General features: G+C 44.0%; 22 protein-coding genes. 18 read left to right on the top strand and 4 right to left on the bottom strand.

The window, feature by feature from the left end:
• The first annotated feature begins 208 nt into the window (after positions 1-208).
• From IPJ70_00695 to IPJ70_00645, 11 genes are all read left to right on the top strand, one after another.
• Positions 209-1,390, top strand: a complete 1,182-nt coding sequence (locus IPJ70_00695) for a hypothetical protein (protein ID QQR82618.1) — start codon at positions 209-211, stop codon at positions 1,388-1,390.
• A 126-nt stretch (positions 1,391-1,516) separates the two neighbouring features.
• Positions 1,517-2,917, top strand: a complete 1,401-nt coding sequence (locus IPJ70_00690; GenBank protein ID QQR82617.1) for an aspartate--tRNA ligase — start codon at positions 1,517-1,519, stop codon at positions 2,915-2,917.
• Positions 2,918-2,925: 8 nt separating this feature from the next.
• On the top strand, positions 2,926-3,684 hold the full coding sequence (locus IPJ70_00685) for a segregation/condensation protein A (GenBank protein QQR82616.1): 759 nt from the start codon (positions 2,926-2,928) through the stop codon (positions 3,682-3,684).
• A gap of 123 nt (positions 3,685-3,807) precedes the next feature.
• The gene (gene scpB / locus IPJ70_00680; GenBank protein ID QQR82615.1) at positions 3,808-4,362 is read left to right on the top strand and encodes an SMC-Scp complex subunit ScpB; all 555 of its coding nucleotides are present in this window, start codon (positions 3,808-3,810) and stop codon (positions 4,360-4,362) included.
• Positions 4,355-5,293 (top strand): D-alanyl-D-alanine carboxypeptidase, encoded by a 939-nt coding sequence (locus IPJ70_00675; GenBank protein ID QQR82614.1) that lies wholly within the window; start codon positions 4,355-4,357, stop codon positions 5,291-5,293. The genes scpB and IPJ70_00675 overlap by 8 nt, the downstream gene beginning before the upstream one ends.
• Before the next feature lie 15 nt (positions 5,294-5,308).
• The gene (locus tag IPJ70_00670; GenBank protein QQR82613.1) at positions 5,309-6,367 is read left to right on the top strand and encodes a hypothetical protein; all 1,059 of its coding nucleotides are present in this window, start codon (positions 5,309-5,311) and stop codon (positions 6,365-6,367) included.
• A gap of 61 nt (positions 6,368-6,428) precedes the next feature.
• Positions 6,429-7,541 (top strand): cell division protein FtsW, encoded by a 1,113-nt coding sequence (locus IPJ70_00665; GenBank protein ID QQR82612.1) that lies wholly within the window; start codon positions 6,429-6,431, stop codon positions 7,539-7,541.
• A gap of 67 nt (positions 7,542-7,608) precedes the next feature.
• Positions 7,609-8,763 (top strand): undecaprenyldiphospho-muramoylpentapeptide beta-N-acetylglucosaminyltransferase, encoded by a 1,155-nt coding sequence (gene murG, locus IPJ70_00660; GenBank protein ID QQR82611.1) that lies wholly within the window; start codon positions 7,609-7,611, stop codon positions 8,761-8,763.
• Positions 8,753-10,093 (top strand): glutamate--tRNA ligase, encoded by a 1,341-nt coding sequence (locus IPJ70_00655; GenBank protein QQR82610.1) that lies wholly within the window; start codon positions 8,753-8,755, stop codon positions 10,091-10,093. Before murG ends, IPJ70_00655 begins: the two co-directional genes overlap by 11 nt.
• Entirely contained in the window at positions 10,090-11,394 is a 1,305-nt protein-coding gene (locus IPJ70_00650; protein QQR82609.1) for a peptidoglycan DD-metalloendopeptidase family protein, read from the top strand. Before IPJ70_00655 ends, IPJ70_00650 begins: the two co-directional genes overlap by 4 nt.
• Before the next feature lie 144 nt (positions 11,395-11,538).
• Positions 11,539-11,850, top strand: a complete 312-nt coding sequence (locus IPJ70_00645) for a hypothetical protein (protein ID QQR82608.1) — start codon at positions 11,539-11,541, stop codon at positions 11,848-11,850.
• A 120-nt stretch (positions 11,851-11,970) separates the two neighbouring features.
• On the opposite strand, the gene IPJ70_00640 is transcribed toward IPJ70_00645, so the two are convergent.
• Complete coding sequence (locus IPJ70_00640) at positions 11,971-12,417, bottom strand: hypothetical protein (GenBank protein QQR82607.1); 447 nt, start codon at positions 12,415-12,417, stop codon at positions 11,971-11,973.
• Positions 12,418-12,426: 9 nt separating this feature from the next.
• On the opposite strand from IPJ70_00640, the gene rpmA reads away from it, so the two are divergent.
• Positions 12,427-12,705 carry a 50S ribosomal protein L27 gene (rpmA, locus tag IPJ70_00635; GenBank protein QQR82606.1) on the top strand — a complete coding sequence of 93 codons (279 nt, stop codon included), beginning with the start codon at positions 12,427-12,429 and terminating at the stop codon, positions 12,703-12,705.
• Positions 12,706-12,840: 135 nt separating this feature from the next.
• On the opposite strand, the gene rplI is transcribed toward rpmA, so the two are convergent.
• Both rplI and IPJ70_00625 read right to left on the bottom strand, forming a co-directional pair.
• Positions 12,841-13,293: a 50S ribosomal protein L9 gene (gene rplI, locus IPJ70_00630; GenBank protein ID QQR82605.1), complete on the bottom strand. Its 453-nt coding sequence runs from the start codon at positions 13,291-13,293 to the stop codon at positions 12,841-12,843.
• Between the two features lie 80 nt (positions 13,294-13,373).
• Positions 13,374-14,582, bottom strand: a complete 1,209-nt coding sequence (locus IPJ70_00625; GenBank protein ID QQR82604.1) for a S41 family peptidase — start codon at positions 14,580-14,582, stop codon at positions 13,374-13,376.
• A gap of 42 nt (positions 14,583-14,624) precedes the next feature.
• On the opposite strand from IPJ70_00625, the gene IPJ70_00620 reads away from it, so the two are divergent.
• The 6 genes from IPJ70_00620 (at position 14,625) to IPJ70_00595 (ending at position 20,204) form a co-directional block, all read left to right on the top strand.
• On the top strand, positions 14,625-15,545 hold the full coding sequence (locus IPJ70_00620; GenBank protein QQR82603.1) for a magnesium transporter CorA family protein: 921 nt from the start codon (positions 14,625-14,627) through the stop codon (positions 15,543-15,545).
• Position 15,546: 1 nt separating this feature from the next.
• The gene (locus IPJ70_00615) at positions 15,547-16,923 is read left to right on the top strand and encodes a cysteine--tRNA ligase (GenBank protein ID QQR82602.1); all 1,377 of its coding nucleotides are present in this window, start codon (positions 15,547-15,549) and stop codon (positions 16,921-16,923) included.
• Between the two features lie 120 nt (positions 16,924-17,043).
• Positions 17,044-18,441 (top strand): replicative DNA helicase, encoded by a 1,398-nt coding sequence (gene dnaB / locus IPJ70_00610; protein ID QQR82601.1) that lies wholly within the window; start codon positions 17,044-17,046, stop codon positions 18,439-18,441.
• A gap of 10 nt (positions 18,442-18,451) precedes the next feature.
• On the top strand, positions 18,452-19,186 hold the full coding sequence (locus IPJ70_00605) for a hypothetical protein (protein QQR82600.1): 735 nt from the start codon (positions 18,452-18,454) through the stop codon (positions 19,184-19,186).
• Between the two features lie 71 nt (positions 19,187-19,257).
• The gene (locus tag IPJ70_00600) at positions 19,258-19,638 is read left to right on the top strand and encodes a ParB N-terminal domain-containing protein (GenBank protein ID QQR82599.1); all 381 of its coding nucleotides are present in this window, start codon (positions 19,258-19,260) and stop codon (positions 19,636-19,638) included.
• A gap of 116 nt (positions 19,639-19,754) precedes the next feature.
• The gene (locus IPJ70_00595) at positions 19,755-20,204 is read left to right on the top strand and encodes a hypothetical protein (protein ID QQR82598.1); all 450 of its coding nucleotides are present in this window, start codon (positions 19,755-19,757) and stop codon (positions 20,202-20,204) included.
• Between the two features lie 238 nt (positions 20,205-20,442).
• On the opposite strand, the gene IPJ70_00590 is transcribed toward IPJ70_00595, so the two are convergent.
• Positions 20,443-20,772, bottom strand: a complete 330-nt coding sequence (locus tag IPJ70_00590) for a hypothetical protein (GenBank protein QQR82597.1) — start codon at positions 20,770-20,772, stop codon at positions 20,443-20,445.
• Positions 20,773-20,783: the final 11 nt, after the last annotated feature.

The raw sequence follows: 20,783 nt of genomic DNA, 5'->3' as shown, positions 1-20,783 counted from the left end.
TATAGCTGATTTGCACATCAAATTCACTTTTTAGCTTTTTTATATGTGCGTTTTGATAGACACAATAGATGCCTTGGTATACCAGCACTTTTAAAAAGAAGATAGTTGACATAATGTATAAAATGGTGTAAAAATATTCACAGAAATCCAGCTATTGTGGCTGGATTCGTCGTTCTTCAAAAAAACAACAGAAGAAAGGAAGACCATCATGAGAGACAGACTTTTGCTTTCCATCATTCTCGCCCTTGTTGCATTCGTCACTCCAATCTGGGGCGACGAGCCGCCGGCCGAGCTCAGAGAGCTCGCGTACGGGGTACGCGTCCTCGATGAGAACGCCAGCGCCGGCATCATCACCGAATCACAGGCGAGGCAGGGAATCGACCGATATCTCGCCCAGGCGAAGCAGATTACCGGACGGGACGTGAAGCTCATGGAGCTGAACGTCCTCTTGTCGACGCCGTCCCCGGCGCCAACAGTGCATCTGACGAGGCTGCAGAAGTTTGCAGGTTTCGTCACCTTCGTGAACATCGCGTGGCTCGTGGCGATCATCATCGGCGTCCTCTCGCTACTCTATCTGTTGCGCGATCTCATCACATGGCTGGTGAAGCGGTTTCTCGATATTCCGATGTTGGTGTACGAGGTAGCTTGCTACCTGGGTTCACTCGGACTCATCGCATTCGCGGCCACACTCGGAAGCGGCACCGCTTCGTACGTCGCGCTGACAGGATGCCTCCTCCTTGGTGGTGCGGTGGCTTTTACCGCAACAAGGCGTAACTGGAATTCTGAAGAGGGTATCGCTTTCTTTCTGTTTCTCATGTGGGGCTTGGTCGCGATGATTTTCACGAGTTCGCTCGTGGGGTTCTTCGCGGTCATTGCACTCATGGCGTCCTTGGGTTTCTCTGGGGCAGTCATTCCCATGGGGTACGTCCTTGGATTCAAAGACGAAGACTCGTTGGGTCGGGCAACTGGCGCAAGCCTCGTCATCTTGACGGGATTCGTCTTCCTGCGAGTGTTTGGGAACAGTGTCCCGTACCTTTCGGTGTTCGAGTCCGGAGCCCTCTTTATGGGAAGCTTCATCGGCTTCCTGGGTCTCCTCATCGCATCTTCTCGATACTACCGAAATGGTGAAGGGTATGTTGCACAACAGCTCATCACCATCGTCGGTGGGGTACTCGCACTGTTCGTCGGATCCACATGGAGCATCCCCGAGCTCCAAAAGATAGGGGGGACGTTCTTCGCCCTCTACCTACTGGAGAAATTCACCGACATTCCCATGAAACACGCGCGTACGTACGCTACGGTGGGGCTGATTCTCTCAGCCCTCATCTACGGGTTCTGCATGATGGTCAAGCAGAACCCGGACGCGTGGCGACCCTACCTGCTCTTCTAAGTCACGGTACTGAGGAACTACCGTGATTCTGACCGCCGGCCTTGAGAAAGGTCCGGCGGTTTTACATTTTTTAGGTTACTTTATCCTCTTTGGAAATGGGCACAAAACCTATATACTTGAACACATATGAAAAACCGTATTTACATACAAGACCTCGAAAAACATATTGACAGTAGTATTACGATTGCAGGTTGGGTTTCCGTACGACGCGACCATGGAAAGCTTATTTTTATTGATGTTCGTGATGAGACCGGGAAGGTGCAGGTGGTTGTAACGCCTAAAAATGCCGAGGCACTCGCTGTCGCAAACACTCTTAGGTCTGAATGGGTTATCACACTTACAGGACTCATCAAAAAACGTCCTGATAATCTTGTCAATGAAGGTGAACAAAACGGTGCACTCGAGTGTGTCGCTGAATCAATTACCGTTCTTGCAGAAGCAACGACTCCTCCGTTTGATTTGACACAAGACACCATGGGACTCAATGAGGAAACGCGACTAGCATACCGATATGTAGACCTCCGCTCTGCCCGCATGCAAAAAAATATTCGCATCCGAAGTGAGTTTGTGCAGAAGTGTCGTGAATACTTGTTTAAGCAGGGATTTGTTGAAATCGAAACACCACTCCTCACACAATCAACACCAGAAGGTTCTCGTGACTTCTTAGTACCATCTCGTCACGCCCCAGGAAACTTTTATGCATTGCCACAATCACCACAACAGTACAAGCAACTCTTAATGACTTCTGGTTTTGAAAAGTATTTTCAACTTGCACGATGTGTGCGTGATGAAGACCTTCGTGCCGACCGTGGATATGAACACACACAACTCGACTTTGAAATGTCATTCGTCACACGTGACGAAGTCATGGATACCATCGAAGGTATGATTACCTTTGTCATGGAAAGTTTGGGTAAGACCATCAAACAAAAACCATTTCCACGTATCACCTATGCAGAAGCCATGAAAACGTATGGTGCAGATAAGTTTGATATGCGCACACCAGAAGAAAAAGAGAAGGGGATTCTTGCGTACGCCTGGGTAACTGACTTTCCATTCTTTGAAAAAACCGACGACGGCAAATGGACATTTACCCACAACCCTTTTTCAATGCCACGAGAAGATCACCTCGAATCACACATGAAGGGTGAAAACATTGAAAACATTGTCACACAGCAGTATGACCTCGTCTGTAACGGATTTGAAACAGGAGGGGGAAGTATTCGTGCACACCGACCAGAAATTCTTGAGGCAACGTACAAAATCATGGGGTACACACCTGAGCAAATTAAAGACAGTGTAGGCCACATGCTTGAGGCTTTTTCACACGGAGTTCCTCCACACGGTGGTATTGGATTGGGTATTGAACGCGGTGTCATGATTGCCACAGGTGAATCCTACCTGCGCGAAGTGCAGGCGTTTCCTATGACAGGAAAAGGAAAGACCGCCGTCATGCATGCTCCGGGACCAATTGATCCAATTGTTTTGAGAGATCTTGGATTGTCCGTTTTAAAGAAAAAAGAGTAGGGTACATCATGAGTGAGTTTCATATAAAAACACCAGTGTTCGAGGGACCACTCGAACTACTTCTGTCTCTTATTGAAAAGAGAAAGGTTTTTATTAGTGACATCTCCCTTGCCGATGTTGCTGATGAATACATGGCGTTTGTGAAGCAGTTAGATCAGTTTCCGATTAAAGATGCTGCACAATTTGTTCTCATTGCTTCAACGTTGGTACTCATTAAATCAAAATCGTTATTGCCAGAATTTACACTCACACAGGAAGAGCAAGCTGACATACACGACCTTGAAGAGCGCCTCCGCGTCTATCAACGTGTACAACATCTTTCAAAAGAAATTGGTTTGCGCTTCGGTACACATATACTGTTTCCTCGAGCACAAACGTCACTGTATCGAGAGGCGGTGTTTGCACCACACGCATCAATTACCACCACAACACTCATTGATGCACTTCATAACGTTATTGCGCGTCTTCCTAAAAAAGAAGTGCTCAAAAAAGTTGTCGTTGAGAAAATTATGAGTTTGGAAGAAATGATGAGCCACCTTTCGGAGCGTATTACTCAAGCACTCAAAATGCGTTTTAGCGATGTGCGAAAATCACATGTTCGTGGCGATGCTACAGACCGAGAGGTTCGGGTTAATACCATTGTTAGCTTTCTCGCCATGTTAGAATTAGTAAAGCAAGGAGTTCTTGCTGTACGTCAGCATCAAACATTTTCTGATATTGAAATGGAAACTGAAACTGTGACGACACCTTCATACGCACACCTATGAATCCCGCTAGAGATTACTCACGTATGTTTGTGCACAAAATTCAAGGAAAATTGGTATATTATTCATACGCACACGACGGTGTGATAATTTTTGAAACGCACCGCGTTTCTAATCTCTAACGGGATGAACGAACACTCTACACAACTTGAATCACTTCTGTTCTTTAAAGGCGAGCCTCTTTCCATTTCGGAAATTGCACGTTTACTCAGTATTTCAGAAGACGAAGTAAAAACTGCAGGGCAAGAACTCCGCGAGCACCTTGCACGTGAAAAACGCGGTGTCCGACTCATGGAAAATGGAGATTCTTTCATGTTGGCAACTGCACCTGAAATGGCACCACGCATTGAACAACTTATTAAAGACGAGCTCGAAAAAGATCTTGGAAAAGCAGGACTTGAGACACTTGCCATCGTTTTGTATTACGGTCCCGTGACACGTGCTCGTGTGGATCACATCCGTGGAGTTAATTCGTCATTCATTGTACGACAGCTGGCCATCCGAGGACTTATTGAGCGTGTTGAAAACCCAAGTGATCAACGCAGTTATCTGTACAAACCAACATTCGAATTACTTTCATACCTCGGTGTAACAAGCGTTTCTGAACTACCAGAATTTACCCATGCGACAGAGACATTAGAGGCCTTTAGTGCTCCGCACGAAGAAGAAACGCATGAGTAATGAGACCTCACAATATGATTCCTTTGTACGCATAACCCCACTTCTTGTTGGAGGGCTTATTGTTGTGTGTTGCACAATTCTTATTGCAACAGTTATATTTTCAAAAAAAACACTGAGTAGCACGCCGACACCTGCGGTACCCGCACCGTACGTATCATCTGCGTTTGATGAACTCCATCTCGAAGCACACGCGGTATACGTATACGATGCAAAAACAGAATCTGCGCTCTTTGAACAGAACGCCTACGAACCACGCCCACTAGCATCCATTACAAAATTACTCTCAGTGGTCGTCGCTCAAAACGAATTTCTCCCTGGAACAATTATTACTATTTCACCAGAGGCACTGGCTACTGACGGCGATTCTGGACTTTTTGTTGGGGAACGATGGGTACTACGAGATCTTTTGCGCTATATTCTTACAGTGTCATCAAATGATGGCGCGTCAGCGCTTGCTGATGTGTACGATCAACACCACACAACAACCTTTGTTGGAGCAATGAACGAATATTCAAAAACAGTCGGCCTATCTTCTTTTTCTTTCACGAATGCCACCGGACTTGATACACCTACTACTGGTAGAGCTGCGAACTTTGGATCAGCACGCGATGTGGCACTCTTATTTGCACACACACTAACTGCTATTCCTGACATTCTTGACGCAACGCGCACAGAAGAGGGAAGTATTGCATCTCTCGATAAGGTACATCCTGTATCGAACACAAATACCATGATTGATTCAATTTCAAACGCCGTTGGTTCAAAAACTGGTTTTACTGATGCTGCGGGAGGGAATCTTGTGCTTTCGTTTGATGTTGGTATTGGACACCCTATTATTATTACCGTGCTTGGATCAAGTCGAGAAGGACGTTTTACTGATGTACAAAAACTTGTGAACGCAACCCGAGCATATTACAAAGAAAAAGAGTAGGATATACTCAAACCTATGGAAATACTCAATGCTATAAAAATTATTGGTCCAACAACATTCTCATTTTTTATTGGGATACTCATTACACCAATTGTTACTCACTACCTCTACTCAAAAAGTATTTGGAAAAAACGGTCAGGGAATACACACGGCCTTGGTGACAACAAAGGAACCCCTATATTTAATGAGCTTCATAAAGAACGTGAGGTAAAAACACCTCGTATGGGCGGGCTTGTTATAGTACTTTCCGTCTTTATAACTATTGGAATTTTTTGGCTTCTCTCATATCTCGATAGTGGAGGCCCTTCGGGAAAAATAGATTTTCTCTCACGCACTCAAACGTGGCTTCCTCTTGCTGGATTTCTTATTGGTTCCATTGTTGGTTTTATAGAAGACCTCGTTGTTGTTTCAACATCACCACGTTTTCCTGACGGACTTCCGTTTCAGTATCGCGTACTACCTATTCTTGTTTTCGGAGCTTTTGCTGCATGGTGGTTTTACGCAAAACTAGGTATGTCAGAAGTATTTGTTCCATTTTATGGCCATATTGATCTAGGTATCTGGTTTATTCCATTCTTCCTCGTTGTGCTACTTGCCGTGCTCGCCAGCGGCGTTATCGATGGTATTGATGGACTATCTGGTGGAGTTTTGGCAACCGTATTCTCTGCGCTTGGTATTATTGCAGCATTTCATAGTCAAATAGACCTTTCAGCATTCTCATTTGTTATTGTCGGTGGCTTACTCGCATTCCTTTGGTTTAACATACCACCTGCACGATTTTATATGACTGAAGTTGGCTTCATGCCTCTCGCGGTCGCGCTCACTATCATTGCGTTCCTTACAGATACTGTCCTCTTACTTCCCATTATCGCTTGTATACAATTTGTCACGGTCACAACAAACATTATGCAGGTGGCATCAAAAAAATTCCGTGGAAAGAAAATTTTTCTCGTTGCCCCCATTCATCACCACTTTGAAGCTATTGGGTGGCCTCCATACAAGGTAGTGATGCGCTACTGGGTCATTTCAATTATCTGTGCAACCATCGGCGTTCTCTTGGCCCTCCTGGGATAAAGACGTCGGGATACTCCTTTATGCACAACGATAGAGAGAGGTCGGTGCTATACTAAACACCATGCAACGTACCGTTGATACATTTTTTCTTTTTGTTACAAGCGTTCTCGTTGTTGCTGGGATATTTATTTTTATTTCTGCATCAACAGGACTTCTTGCACGACCGGAAAGTATTGATGTTTCATCTCAAATCATTACCCAGCTTATATCTTTGGGTATTGGTGTACTTCTAGCATGTATTACGATCAAAATACCAATCACATTTTGGAATAAGTACGCATTTTATTTTTTTCTAGTAACTTTCTTTTCAACATTTCTTGTGTTTGCGCCATTTATCGGCTCAGAGCACGGAGGGGCACATCGCTGGATAAATCTTGGCTTCATATCAATACAACCCGCGGAATTTTTAAAGTTTGGCTTTATCCTTTATTTTGCTGCGTGGTGCGCAGCTGCTCGAAAACGTATACACACCATCACGTATGGGCCACTCGCGCTTGTTGTTTTCCTATCTATTGTTGGTAGCGCACTAATCTTTCAACCTGATTACGGAACACTCATCATTATTGGCGTTACTGGTTTTTCAATGCTCGTTTTTGCAGGAGCACAGTGGAAACACCTGCTTTCTCTTGTCGTAATTGGCAGCGTGTGTGCAACACTTATCGTTTTTTTTGTTCCATATATTGGAGATCGAGTAGACACATTTCTTAATCCAGATAAAGATCCACTCGGCGCCGGATACCAGATTAACCAATCACTTATTGCGATAGGCTCGGGTCAAATCACCGGAAGAGGTTTTGGGCAAAGCGTACAAAAATTTAGTTTTCTTCCTGAACCAATGGGAGACTCTGTGTTTGCAGTATTTGCTGAAGAGTGGGGATTTATTGGAGGAATTGTTCTCATTGCTTTATTCATTGCATTTTTAAATTTTGGTTATCGCATTGCCATACGCGCCGAAACAACATTCTCACGACTTATTGTATTAGGTTTCGTAACCGCAATCGTCACACAATCTTTCATCAATATCGGATCCATGCTTGGCGTATTTCCACTGACAGGAGATCCACTGGTGTTTGTCAGCAAAGGTGGAACATCGCTCTTTATGACACTTGCCGAAATTGGAATTATCCTTGCGATATCAAAACACGCAAAAGAAGCTTCCCCAGCAAAAAAGTAGTAACAGAACGCGGTATTTCTGATATACTAAAAGGTACTGCTCTGGTATACGGGCATTCTTGATATATATGCGCATTATTCTTACAGGTGGGGGTTCGGGTGGACATTTTTATCCCATGATTGCTGTTGCTCAGCAAATTCACGAGATTGCTAAACGCGATCACCTCATTGAACCTGAACTTATTTACATGGCAACGGAAGCTTACGACCCCGACGCCCTTCTCGAAAATAATATCGAATTTAAACACATCACTGCAGGAAAACAGCGACGATATGCTTCGTTTAAAAATGTTCTCGACGTGTTCAAAATAGGGTGGGGGATGGTAAAGGCAGTTGTTAAAGTGTTTATTTCATTTCCAGATGTCATATTCAGCAAAGGTGGATACCCGAGCGTACCCGTTGTATTTGCTGCGCGACTTTTTCGTATTCCATTAGTTATTCACGAATCTGATTCGGTACCAGGTCGGGCAAATGCGTGGGCGGCAACGTATGCACACCGTATTGCCATTTCATACCCTGACTCAGCACAGTACTTTGAGTCAATCACTGCAAAACGAAAGAAAAAACCGGGCATTGCACTCACGGGAAATCCAATTCGTCATGAGCTACAAAGTGTTGCGAGTGCTGGCGCACATGAATTTTTGAAACTTGAACAAAGTATACCAACCATTCTTGTTTTGGGCGGTTCCCAAGGAGCTCAGGCTATAAATGAAACACTTATTGAAGCACTACCACAACTCGTTGAAAAATATCAAATCCTTCATCAAACAGGAAAAGAGTTGTACGACATAACACGCGGTACCTCAGCTCTTATTCTTGAAGGAAACCCTCTCAAGGAACGCTATCACGCATTTCCATTTCTTAACGTTGTTGCCATGCGTATGTCTGCAGGTGCAGCTGATCTTGTTATTTCTCGGGCTGGATCGGGTTCTATTTTTGAAATTGCCGCATGGGGTAAGCCATCAATTCTTATTCCTATCCCAACACTTGTCAGTCATGATCAAGAAAAAAATGCCTTTGCCTATGCTCGTACAGGTTCAGCAATCGTTATCGAACAAGCAAATCTCACGCCAAATTTGTTAGTATCAGAAATCGATCGACTTATCAGTGCGCCTGACGAAATGACGCATATGGCACAAAAGGCTGCAGCATTTGCACGGCCGGACGCTGCTGAAAAAATTGCACGAGAAGTTCTCGATGTAGCCCTCGAACATGAAGAATAATTCCTCACAAAACGTCGTTGTTCGCTTTGCACCTTCACCAACAGGATTTCTTCATATTGGTGGCGTGCGCGGTGCACTTTTCAATTTTTTATTTGCACGTAAACATGGTGGCACCTACGCGCTACGCATTGAAGACACCGACAAAGAACGTAGTCGTGAAGAGTGGACCACAGGCCTTATCGAGGATCTCGCATGGCTCGGTCTACATCATGATGTGTTTGCAAAACAATCCGAACGAACCGAACTCTACAAAACGTCCTTGCAAAAACTTATTGACTCTGGTCATGCGTATATTTCAAAAGAAACCCCAACTGAACCAGGGCAACGTGACGAAGTAATTCGTTTTAAAAATCCAAAGAGTATTGTTACCTTTGAAGATATGATTCGAGGAACAGTGTCAGTTGATACTACGGATCTTGGTGATTTTGTCATAGCTCGAAGTATTGACGAGCCTGTGTACCACTTTGCGGTTGTTGTTGATGACGGCGACATGCACATCACCCACGTTATTCGCGGCGAAGAACATCTTTCAAACACACCACGACAGATTCTTATTCAAGAAGCTCTCGGTCTCACGAGACCTGTGTACGCACACCTACCACTTGTTCTAGCAACAGATAAATCAAAACTATCAAAGCGCAAGCATGGAGAAACGGTTTCGCTCACATACTACCGAAGTCGCGGCTACCTTCCTGAAGCACTTTTAAACTTCGTTGTTTTCATGGGATGGAATCCTGGTACCGACCAAGAATTTTTTACACTTGATGAAATGATTCAAGCGTTTGATATTTCAAAAGTACAGAAAGGTGGGGCCGTGTTCAATGTTGAAAAATTAAACTGGATTAATAGACACTACATCCGCCAAATGACTTCTGAGGAACAGCTTGCGCACATCGCAGCTTTTGCACCACACGGAACAAATTTGGATATACTCGCAAAAATACAACCCATCATTATTGATCGTATACAAACATTTGGTGACGTAACACATCTTTTTGAAAGCGGGGAAGTAAGCTACTTTTTTTCATTGCCGGTATACGACACGACGAAGCTTCTTTGGAAAACTGACCCGAAAGAAACTACCCAACAACACTTAACGTGGATTCACAACACACTAGAATCTCTTCCAGACACTTCTTTTACACTGGAGGGCCTCAAGGAAGCTGTCTGGCCCTACGCAGAAGCAAACGGAAAGGGGAGCGTGCTCTGGCCGTTTCGATTTGCCCTCTCGGGAGTTGAAAAATCACCTGACCCTTTTACACTTGCTGCAACCCTAGGAAAACAAGAAACACTTACTCGTGTTACTAATGCTCTCACACGTCTTACATGATGCACAAACCTCTCACAGTTCTGGGAGTATGTACGTTCGTTCTTGTAGGGTATGTATTTTTTGTATCTCCAGTACGTGCGGCGGTCTCTCTTGATGATTTACAAAGTAAAATACAAGAAAAAACTGAACAGATTAACCAAATTGAAAAAGATATTGCACGATATGAAAAAGAGTTGCAAACCGTAGGAGGTGAACGGAAAACACTTGAAAGCGCAATCGCACAACTCAATATTACACGACAGAAATTATTGAGTGATATAACACTGACACAAAAGAAAATTGAACAAACAGGCTATTCTATTGAACAACTCGCTTCAGCAATTCAAGAACAAGAGCAAAAAATACAAAAAAATAATAGCGTTATAGGAACTGCACTCCAAACGATGCAGGAATCAGACAACGAGTCTCTTGTTGAAATTATCCTCGGTACAAATTCGCTTACTGACATGTGGACTGAATTTGACCAACTTGAGCAAATTCAAATCACATTACGCGATGAATTAGAGCAACTCCGCGCACTCAAAGCTGATTTATCTGACAAAAAAGAACTCGAGCAAAAAGAGCACGACTCGTTAAGTGCGTACAAATCAAAACTCGACGGTCAAAAGAAAGTTATTGAAGTAAACAAGCAACAAAAGGACCAGCTACTTAGTACCACAAAAAACAAAGAAACTGAGTATCAAAAACTCTTGGAAGAAAAACGTTTAGCGGCACAAAAATTTGAAAGTGAATTACAAGATTACGAAGCACAACTCCAGTACGCACAAGATCCTTCAAAACTTCCACAAAAGGGAAGTAGTGTCCTTGCGTGGCCTGTAGAGATACCGGTCATCACACAAGGCTTCGGATTGACAAGCTTTGCAAAAAGTGGTGCTTATGGATACAAGGACGGACAACCAAATCCTCACCGAGGAATCGATTTTAAAGCATCCGTAGGAACACCGCTTCTTGCGACGGCCGCAGGAACGGTCCGCGACGCCGTTAATATGGATGCAGTTCCAGGGTGTTATTCGTACGGAAGATGGGTTCTTATTGATCACGACAATGGACTTTCAACATTGTATGCACACATGTCAGTTATGAGCGTCTCTGCTGGTGATACGGTAAAAACTGGCCAGATTATTGGATACGCAGGAGCAAGCGGCTACGCAACTGGACCGCATTTACACTTTAGTGTATTCGATAGAAACGCTGTTAAAATTTCGCCATTTTCATGGAGTGTTGGATGTAAGAACACCAAAGTTCCATTTGCACCGTACGAAGCATACTTAAACCCATTCGAGTATCTTCCAAAAATATAACCACGTCCATATAACGCAATTAAATACATTATAAGACCCTCGTATACACAGAGACGAGCAAAGTACTGTTGAATGGATTCTATTGGAGCTAGTATGTAATCAAGGTTATACTTAAAAGACATTATAAAATCATTATCAATAACCATGTTCTCACACCACACAAAACATCAATCAGGATTTATTAAAATAATCCTCATTATTGTCATCGCACTTATTGTCCTTGGATACTTTGGACTCAATATAGGAGACATCCTTGCGTCACCAATTGTTAAACAAAACCTTTCTTGGTTTTGGAATTTCTTGACAACTATATGGTCAACATACTTGAGTGGGCCAGCGACATGGCTTTGGAATCATTTAATAAAAATTTTGTGGGATATGTTTTTACAGGGTGTAGGAAACCTTAAGACAACTGGAGGACAATTACCAATAACACCTCCACAAATTGGCAATTAAAGGACGTTTGCTAGAGCTTGTTTTAACACCTTTATTTCTAGATATATAGGTCGGAAAAGATATATTGTGCGACATATACAATCTTAAAACCCCAGCCAATAAAGGCATCCCCTCGAGGGTTCATTGACAGTTTCCTGCTTTTGTATACCCGGCCAATTGTGCGTCAACTTCAGTTCTAAACCATACTTTATTTTCTTCTTTTATTTGCCCTGCCCCAGCACACCACGGAAAGTGATACTTTGTTCCATTCTTTGAAACAACAACTCCCCCTTCCCTGTTTACTATAGACACCTCTGTTTTTTGTGGTTTTATTTTTTTCTCTACTGAATTTTGTACAGAGGTAGCGTTAGAAGAGGTAGCCAATATAAACGCTTCAGAACGCGGTATATCAATTGTCAGGGGGCACTCGGACCGCATACCAGTAACAATCCTACCCATATAAAACGACGATACACCAACAAAAGCCACCGTCACAAAGGTCACCATACCGCCCAAACACAACCGTGCCAAACGCTTGTTTTTTTGAATATAATACGGTATAGTATTGAGCACTTCATTAAATAACATAGAGCGTATATGGCACATAGAAAAGCTGGAGGAACAGCAAAAAACCTACGAGACTCAAAGCCAAAATTCCTTGGTGTGAAAATTGGTGACGGACAAGGTGCAAAACCAGGCGCTATTATTGTACGCCAACGAGGTACCCGCATTCTTCCTGGTAAGAATGTCGACATGGGAAAGGATCATACTCTTTTTGCAATTACAGAAGGTGTGGTTAAATTTCGCATGAAACGAGCCGTACGATTTGACGGTACATCTACACGAAAGAAGATTGTAGACGTTCTAGCTAAATAAAAGATAAAGTAAAAGGAGAGACCAAGTGTCTCTCCTTTTACTTTTCTGACTCCTCGGCTCGGAAATAAAAATATATATTTGTATCAAAAAACACCCGCTCGGGTGTTTTTTGATACGCGACGCATTTAAATAATTTTATTTTTTCGCAGGAGCTTGAATAGATACAATAAGTGTTGCTTGTGCTTTACCTGATTGCAAAGAAACCTCGTTGTCTCCCGCAGTCTTAATCGGCTCTTTCACCATGAGGCACTCTTTTGGAATTGATATACCAAGCTGTGCGCGAATTTCATCAAGGATACGTTCTGGATGTAATGAACCAAATAAATGACCCTTCGCATTCACTTTTTCTGTGAGCGTAATCTTCGCACCGTTTAAAGCCATGATGTCACGCTCAAGAGCCTCATCATGCGCTCGGTGTTGTGCTCCTATAGTTGCCTTCTGTGTTTCAACTGCTTTTCGTGCAGATGCAGTCGCGGCACGGGCTAATCCTTTAGGAATGAGAAAGTTAATCGCATATCCTTCGGAAACATGCACAATATCCAACTTTTTACCCACTTTTGCCACATCTTTAAGTAAAATAATTTCCATATACACCAAGCATACTACAAAAAGAACCCTCTGCAACCACACGGTTACACAGGGCCTGAAGGTAACAAAAAACGCTATACCTATGGAGTTTTTTTGAGGAGAATACCGACTGCAGAATCCATTTGAGGATCTTTTCCTGCCTGACTATCTTCAAATGTCATAGGAACAACCACATCAGGGGTCAATCCATTTTTTGAAATAGAAGTACCATTTGGTGTTGTCCATTCCCCAACAGTCAACTTGAGAGAAGCGCCTCCCGCAAGAGGAATGAGTTCCTGTACAGAACCCTTTCCAAATGTTTTTTGCCCTACAAGCTTCGCGATATTATGTTCTTGAAATGCCCCAGCAAGAATTTCAGAAGCGGATGCAGAACCACCATCAACAAGTACCACCATATCAAACGGCTTCTTCAAAAGAGCATACCCAGCACTTCGGTACACATGCTCTTCCCTTCCCTGATCAAATTTTTCACGAACAACAATTGCTCCTTCTGGTAAAAAGTAACTAGCAATATCAACGGCCGCATCAAGAAACCCTCCTGGATTTCCACGCACATCAAGAATCAGTTTAGTACTCTGTGATGCCGTAAATGCCTCGAACGCTTCTCGCATTTTTACAGAAGATTTTGCATCGAAGTTATACAGGGAAATAACAAAAATACCATCGTCACGAAGTTTAGTATCAAGTGTGGGAATAGAAATATTTTCACGCATCACCTTCACAATAATAAATTCAGGGTTCCCCTCGCGCGCCAACGTGAGTTGTACTTGTGTTCCAATCTTGCCACGAATTTGCTTAACAGCTTCATCGAGAGACATATTCGCCGTTGAGGTTGCGCCTATCTCTACAACCGTATCACCTGCACGAATACCCGCACGTTCAGCAGGAGAACCTTTGAGCGGTGCAATGACTGTAATAACACCCTCTTTCTCGCCTACTTCCATTCCCACACCACCAAAACTTCCAAGAATCATATCTTGAAACATCTGTGCGTCTTCTGGTGGAAAGAAAATACTATGTGGATCACCTAGAGAATCGACGAGACCGCCGATTGCTCCCCACACCTTTTCCTGCGAAACACTTGATGATGCAGCAAAGTATTTATCATTGATAAGATTCCACACTGACCAGAATTGATTGAAATCAGCAGAAACAGTTTGTGGTTTTTCAACATTTTTTACATCCGTCACCAACGAAACAGGGATAACGCTATCCTTACCAACAAAAAAACCAACTCCGAAAAGAGCGAGTGCACATATAAAGAGCGTAATCTTGTGAACACGAATCATAGCAAGTATTATTACATGCGGTAGAATGTATATGCAAGAAACATGACACTCACAACACACACGCATAAAAAACTTACATGGATTGATGTTGTCTCCCCAACAAGAGACGATGTTGCAACTTTGATTGAGCACTACCACATCCCAGCACTCGTGGGAGCCGAGCTTCTCGTCAGTACGCGCCGATCGCACAGTGATATGTACGACTCGTGCGCCTATATCGTATTGCACTTTCCAAAAAAAGAACACAATGACAACGGAAAATCGCTCCACGAAATTGATTTCATTATTATGCCCGACGTGCTCATTACCGCACGATACACAAGCGATACCTCACTCCAAGAATTTAAAGAATTATTTGATACCAACAACGCCACTGCAACATCTCTCTCCGAAATACGCGACGTCGGCTCTCTCGTACACACCATGATAGAAAAATTGTACTTATCATTTGAGTACGATTTAGAACGCATTGGAAAATCACTCGAACGTATCGAAGAAAAAATATTTGCAGATCAAGAAAAAAAAGTAGTGCACTCACTCTCGCTTCTTGGACGCGAGCTCGCCGATTTTAAAAAGGCCCTCGGATACCATGAAGAAGCATTCGAAGAAATTGCCACGTCAGGTCAAACACTCTTAGGTGAATCATTTAATCGCCACATACGCAGTAGCATTGGTGATTACCGACGTATCCGTCACCAACTTGAAGGCGAAGAATCTTTTTTCAACGAACTACGCGAAACAAACAACTCACTCTTGAGTATTAAACAAAACGAAGTTATCAAAACACTTACCGTCATGGCATTTATTACCTTTCCACTCACACTTGTTGCTGGTATTTTCGGTATGAACACAATACACGCGCCGTTTGTGGGAAGTACGTATGATTTCTGGATTATTATTGTGCTTATGGCCATCCTATCGATTTCCATGTACAGTTTCTTCAAACACAAACGCTGGCTCTAATATGCTTACCTTCTACAACACACTTTCACGAACAAAAGAACCGTTTGAACCGCTTGTTGCGCCACATGTGGGCATGTACAACTGTGGCCCAACCGTGTACGACCGTGTACACATTGGCAACCTCCGTGCGTATGTGTTTGCAGATACGCTTCGTCGTGTACTCACCACAAATGGATTCGACGTACTCCAAGTGATGAACATTACGGATGTTGGTCACCTCACCTCCGATGCAGACTCTGGAGAAGACAAAATGAGTAAAGGCTTAAAACGAGAAGGTCTTCCTATGACGCTCGTTGGTATGCGTGAACTTGCAGAACGATACACAAAAGTATTTGAAGAAGATTTGGCCTCTCTTAATATTCTGCACCCACAAGAATTACCACGAGCGACAGATAACATTCCTGAACAAATCGATATCATCAAACGTCTCGAAGAAAAAGGATTCACGTACATCATTCCTGGCGATGGTGTCTACTTTGATACAGAAAAAGATGCACACTATGGACGACTTGGCGGACTCACTCCACTCTCAGATGTTCGTGCGGATGCAGAAGAGTCTCACAAACACGGTCCCCGTGACTTTGCGTTATGGAAATTCAACACCGAGCTTGGTTGGGAAAGCCCGTGGGGAAAAGGATTTCCTGGGTGGCACATTGAGTGTTCAGCTATGAGCATGAAGTATCTCGGTGAGACATTTGATATTCACACAGGTGGTATTGATCATATTCCTGTGCACCACAACAATGAAATCGCACAGTCAGAGAATGCGACAGGAAAAGTATTTGCACGATACTGGTTGCACAATGCGTTTCTCAATATTGATAATGAAAAGATTTCTAAATCGCTTGGTAATGTACTCGTTCTCTCAACACTACAAGAGAAAGGTGTGACTCCCCTTGCCTACCGCTACTGGTTACTCACAGGACACTACCGAAGTGAAATGAACTTCACTATGGAAGCGCTCCTTGCAGGACAAAATGCATACCTCAAATTAGTTGAACGTATTCGTGAGCTAGATGAAGAAGGAGGCACCGTCAACGATGAGTACTACAAACGATTCATGGACGCAGTAAATGACGATTTAGGAACCCCTCAGGCAGTTGCTGTGTTGTGGGAGCTTCTCAAAGATGAAGCTGTATCCCCTGCTGACAAAAAAGTAACCGCACTCGCATTTGATACCGTTCTTGGACTCAAGTTAGATAGCGTTGAGGCAGTGGCTGTCTCAAATGACATTCAATCACTCCTTGACGCACGACAAGCAGCGCGCGAAGCAAAAGATTGGACTACATCTGATAACCTACGTGCTGATATTGAAAAATTAGGATTTGATGTTAAAGACACGCCTGACGGCCAGAAAATCATTCCAAAAAACTCCTAATGCATAAAAACGGCTCTATAGAGCCGTTTTTTTGACTCACTTGTCCACAGTGTAGACACAGGTACTCCCCTCTTTTGTATGTAAAGGCGATTGTTTTCGTATGCTACTATGCAGATATTCATGGCAACTCACCCTCAAACAAAACCAGTTCGCACACCACCATCAGATGTGGAGACAGAGAAAGCACTTCTCGGTTCTATTTTGTTGCGTCCTGAAGCAGTGCACGACGTCATTGATATTCTCTCAGCAGAATCATTTTATGCACGCAAACACGGAATTATTTTTTCCGCGATGTTCGACATCTACAAAAAAGGAGAACCGATTGATCTTGTTTCACTCTCCTCTCGACTCAAAGAACTCAAAGAAATAGAGACGGTTGGTGGCATGAGCTACCTCACTGGCTTGGTGGACACGGTGCCCTCATCCATGAACGCAAAGCACTACGCTGAAATTGTGCAAAAGAAGTACACGATGCGCCAGTTGATTGAAGCCGCCTACCACATCACCGAACTCGGCTTTGCCGAAGAAGAAGAGTTGGAAGAGTTACTTGATAAAGCGGAGAAGCAAATCTACAACATCACGTCTGCCCCAGGAACAAAGAAATTTATTCCCATCAGTGACGTGCTCGCCGATGCGTTTGAACGCTTGGACAAATTGCAAAAATCTTCAGGAACACTCCGCGGTGTGCCAACAGGTTTTCCAGAGTTGGACAACAAAATCGCAGGACTTCAAAAAGCAGACCTCGTCATTCTCGCCGCACGACCTTCCATGGGAAAGACGTCCCTCGCATTGGACATTGCACGCCACTCCTCTATTCGCTACGGCAAATCCGTTGGTATCTTCTCTCTTGAAATGAGTGCACAGCAATTAGTAGACCGCATGCTTGCATCAGAGGCACAAGTGGATGCGTGGCGTTTGCGCACAGGAAAACTTTCCACCGACGACGAATTTGAACGCATTAGTGATGCCACAAACAAACTCTCGCAAGCAAAAATATTCATCGACGACCAGGCGGGCAACAACATTTTGAAAATGCGCTCTGTTGCCCGCCGTCTCAAGAGTGAGCAAGGTCTCGACCTCATCATTGTAGACTACCTCCAGCTCATGGTTCCATCAGGTAAAAACCGCCAGCAAGACAACATGGTGCAACAAGTGACCGAAATTTCCCGCTCACTGAAACAGCTTGCCCGCGAGCTCGACGTGCCTGTCGTTGCCCTCTCACAGCTTTCACGTGCCATTGAACAGCGCCGTGGACGACCACAACTCTCCGACCTTCGTGACTCTGGTTCTATTGAACAGGACGCTGACTTGGTTATGTTTATTCACAGTGAAGACCGCTACAAAGAAGCTGGTGAGCGCTCAAACATTGTGGAACTCATCATCGCCAAGCACCGTAACGGTCCAACGGGTGTGCTCGAACTCTACTTTGACGACAAGAAAGCCACCTTCCGTTCACTTGAACGCCACGGTGTTGAGCAATTCGACGCTTCCGCTCAAGGAACAAGTGCGGAGTTTTAGAAACAAAAACATGACAGAAATTTTTGAATCAATAAAAAAGATGGTCGAGCAGAGATTTTCAAGCCCATTTTATGGGACACTTCTAATATCTTCCATAATCATCCATTGGAAATTTATGGTTGCTCTTTTCTTTCTAAGTGAGGAAAAAATCTGGGAATCTAAAGGACTTTTAAAAACAGAATATCTTCAGAATCTTTTATTAGATCCTACACATCCTATAATAAGCGTCTGCCTTTGGGCGCTACCTTTCTTATTAACATTTTTAGTAATTTGGACATTTCCTGAATTGTTTCTTATAAAAGCACACAGAAAAAATGAGGAGTATGAGTCAAAAAAAACTATCATAAGTATTCTAGAAAAAAGGAAGATTGAGGAAGAAAAAACTGCACTCGAAGAACAGCGCGCAAAAAAAATTGAGGTGGTTGCAAAAACAACTAAGCAAGAAAAACAAATAAAAAAAAGCAATCCCATGGTCGCTTGGTTGGATGAACTAAAAAAATTCTCTTATAACCCCGAAAATATTGAGGCACTCAAAAAAGCAAACCAAATTATTTATCAATATGGCGGTAAATACTCGACAAGCCCATCTCATCCGTACGATGAATACTTAAATCCTAATTACTTCTCAAAACTTGACGTTATAGGACTTATACGAAAAGATAAAGTGGGCGGACAGCTGACAATTGATTTCAGTGAAAAAGGTAAGTTTTTTGTAATGGAATTGCAAAACAAAGGGGTACTTTAACGATGTGCGAAATAAAAAATGTGGACAATGGAGTCAGGCACTTTTTTATATAATACAAAAATAATCAGAACATGGGTGATATTCCACAAATAATTAAAGACGTTGGATTTGATTTTGATTGGAGTGAACCAAAGGTGTGGGCTCTTGATGTCCCTGTTGAAGAAATACCTACCAGCGAACTTACATGGCACTTCGATATTCCATTCCTTTGGGAAAACGGCGTCTATAATCTTACGCCCCAGGAAGTCCTGACCAATCCTGACGCGCACAAAGAAGAGTACGAGCGCACCATGAACGCAGACCTCATACATCCAATAGACATTATGGAGAATAAAGGCCGTTGGCTAATCTTAGACGGACTACACCGCCTCATGAAAGCGTCAATTCTAAAAATGGAGAAAGTAAATGTTCGCAAAGTTCCCCGTTCTCATATTCCTGATATCCTCGAATAATTTGTCAGTTGACTTTTTTGTGATTTTATAGTATCATCCTCTCCAGAAAATACGTACCTACAGGCCATCGGCCGAGGAGGTTCAACATGGAGCGCCTCTTTACTGAGAGAGAGTTCATGTCAGCGAAACGGATGAACCTCGTTTTCGGGTTCATCCTCGGATGCATCATCGTCTTCAGCCTTTTCATGCTCATCGGGGACACGTCTGGTTCCAAGTCCGCCGACGCCGAAGAGGCGCGAACCGCGACAGAGCGCAAGGTGCACGAAGAGCAGATGCTGGAGCTGCTCAAAACCGTCGAGCTTCCCGCCACCTGCATCACCGATTACAATGAGATTTTCTGGGTCGTGGATCGCTACGAGCACAACCCGTCGTTCACAGAGGTACTCATCGAGTGGTCCGACGGCCAGCGCGAACACCGCGACATTCGAACACTCGCACCCATAGCGCAAATGGTCGCGGGCAAGCGAGAGCGCGGTATGGTCCAGATCATCCTGGACGAGTGGTGGATGCGCCGCACGATGCAGGTCAACCGAACTGCGCCAATTTCGCTCCCAACCCCGCAGTAGCACCTGCCCCCGCCCCGTCACATGGAACCGTCCCGTTCCCAGACGAGGCGGTTTCTTTTTGTAAAATTTAATTAAGACAACTGAATATTTTCAGAAATTCCCCGGCAACCATTCTCTAATTCGCGCGAATAGTGGAGTAGATTCAAAAATAAAAATAAGAAAACCGCCTGATGAAAGCGCGGTTTTCCGTGTTTGTCAGACGGTATAGTTCAGCTCGTTCTGGGTCATCGTGTTGATTCTAGAACTCGACCACCTCCACGAAGTCGGCGGTTCCCTGCTCCCACCTTGGGTTGAAGCGCGGGTCGCTGAAGGTGGCTCGATACCTCGTCGAGTCGATCTCGTCGTGACCCCGAAACACCTCGGTCCTCTGGTCCATCGCGACGAGGCACTCGACCTCGCCGAAACGGAGCTTGAACGCCAGGTCGTAGGCGTTCTCCGCATCTGGAATGATTCCCATTCCCCGAATCGTGTTGCCGAGCAGGGCCGCGTTGTAACCATCGCAGCCTGCGACAACCTTGAGCACCACCACCCCGTTCTTCACGACACTTACCACCCCTTGAGTCGCCATTGTCTCGGCCT

It is taken from the genome of Candidatus Campbellbacteria bacterium (genome assembly GCA_016699465.1).
In the GTDB taxonomy this organism is placed as follows: Bacteria; Patescibacteriota; Minisyncoccia; order Phycocordibacterales; family EsbW-18; genus EsbW-18.
Note: the sequence above shows the minus strand (reverse complement) of the source record. Positions and strands in the feature narration are given on the sequence as shown.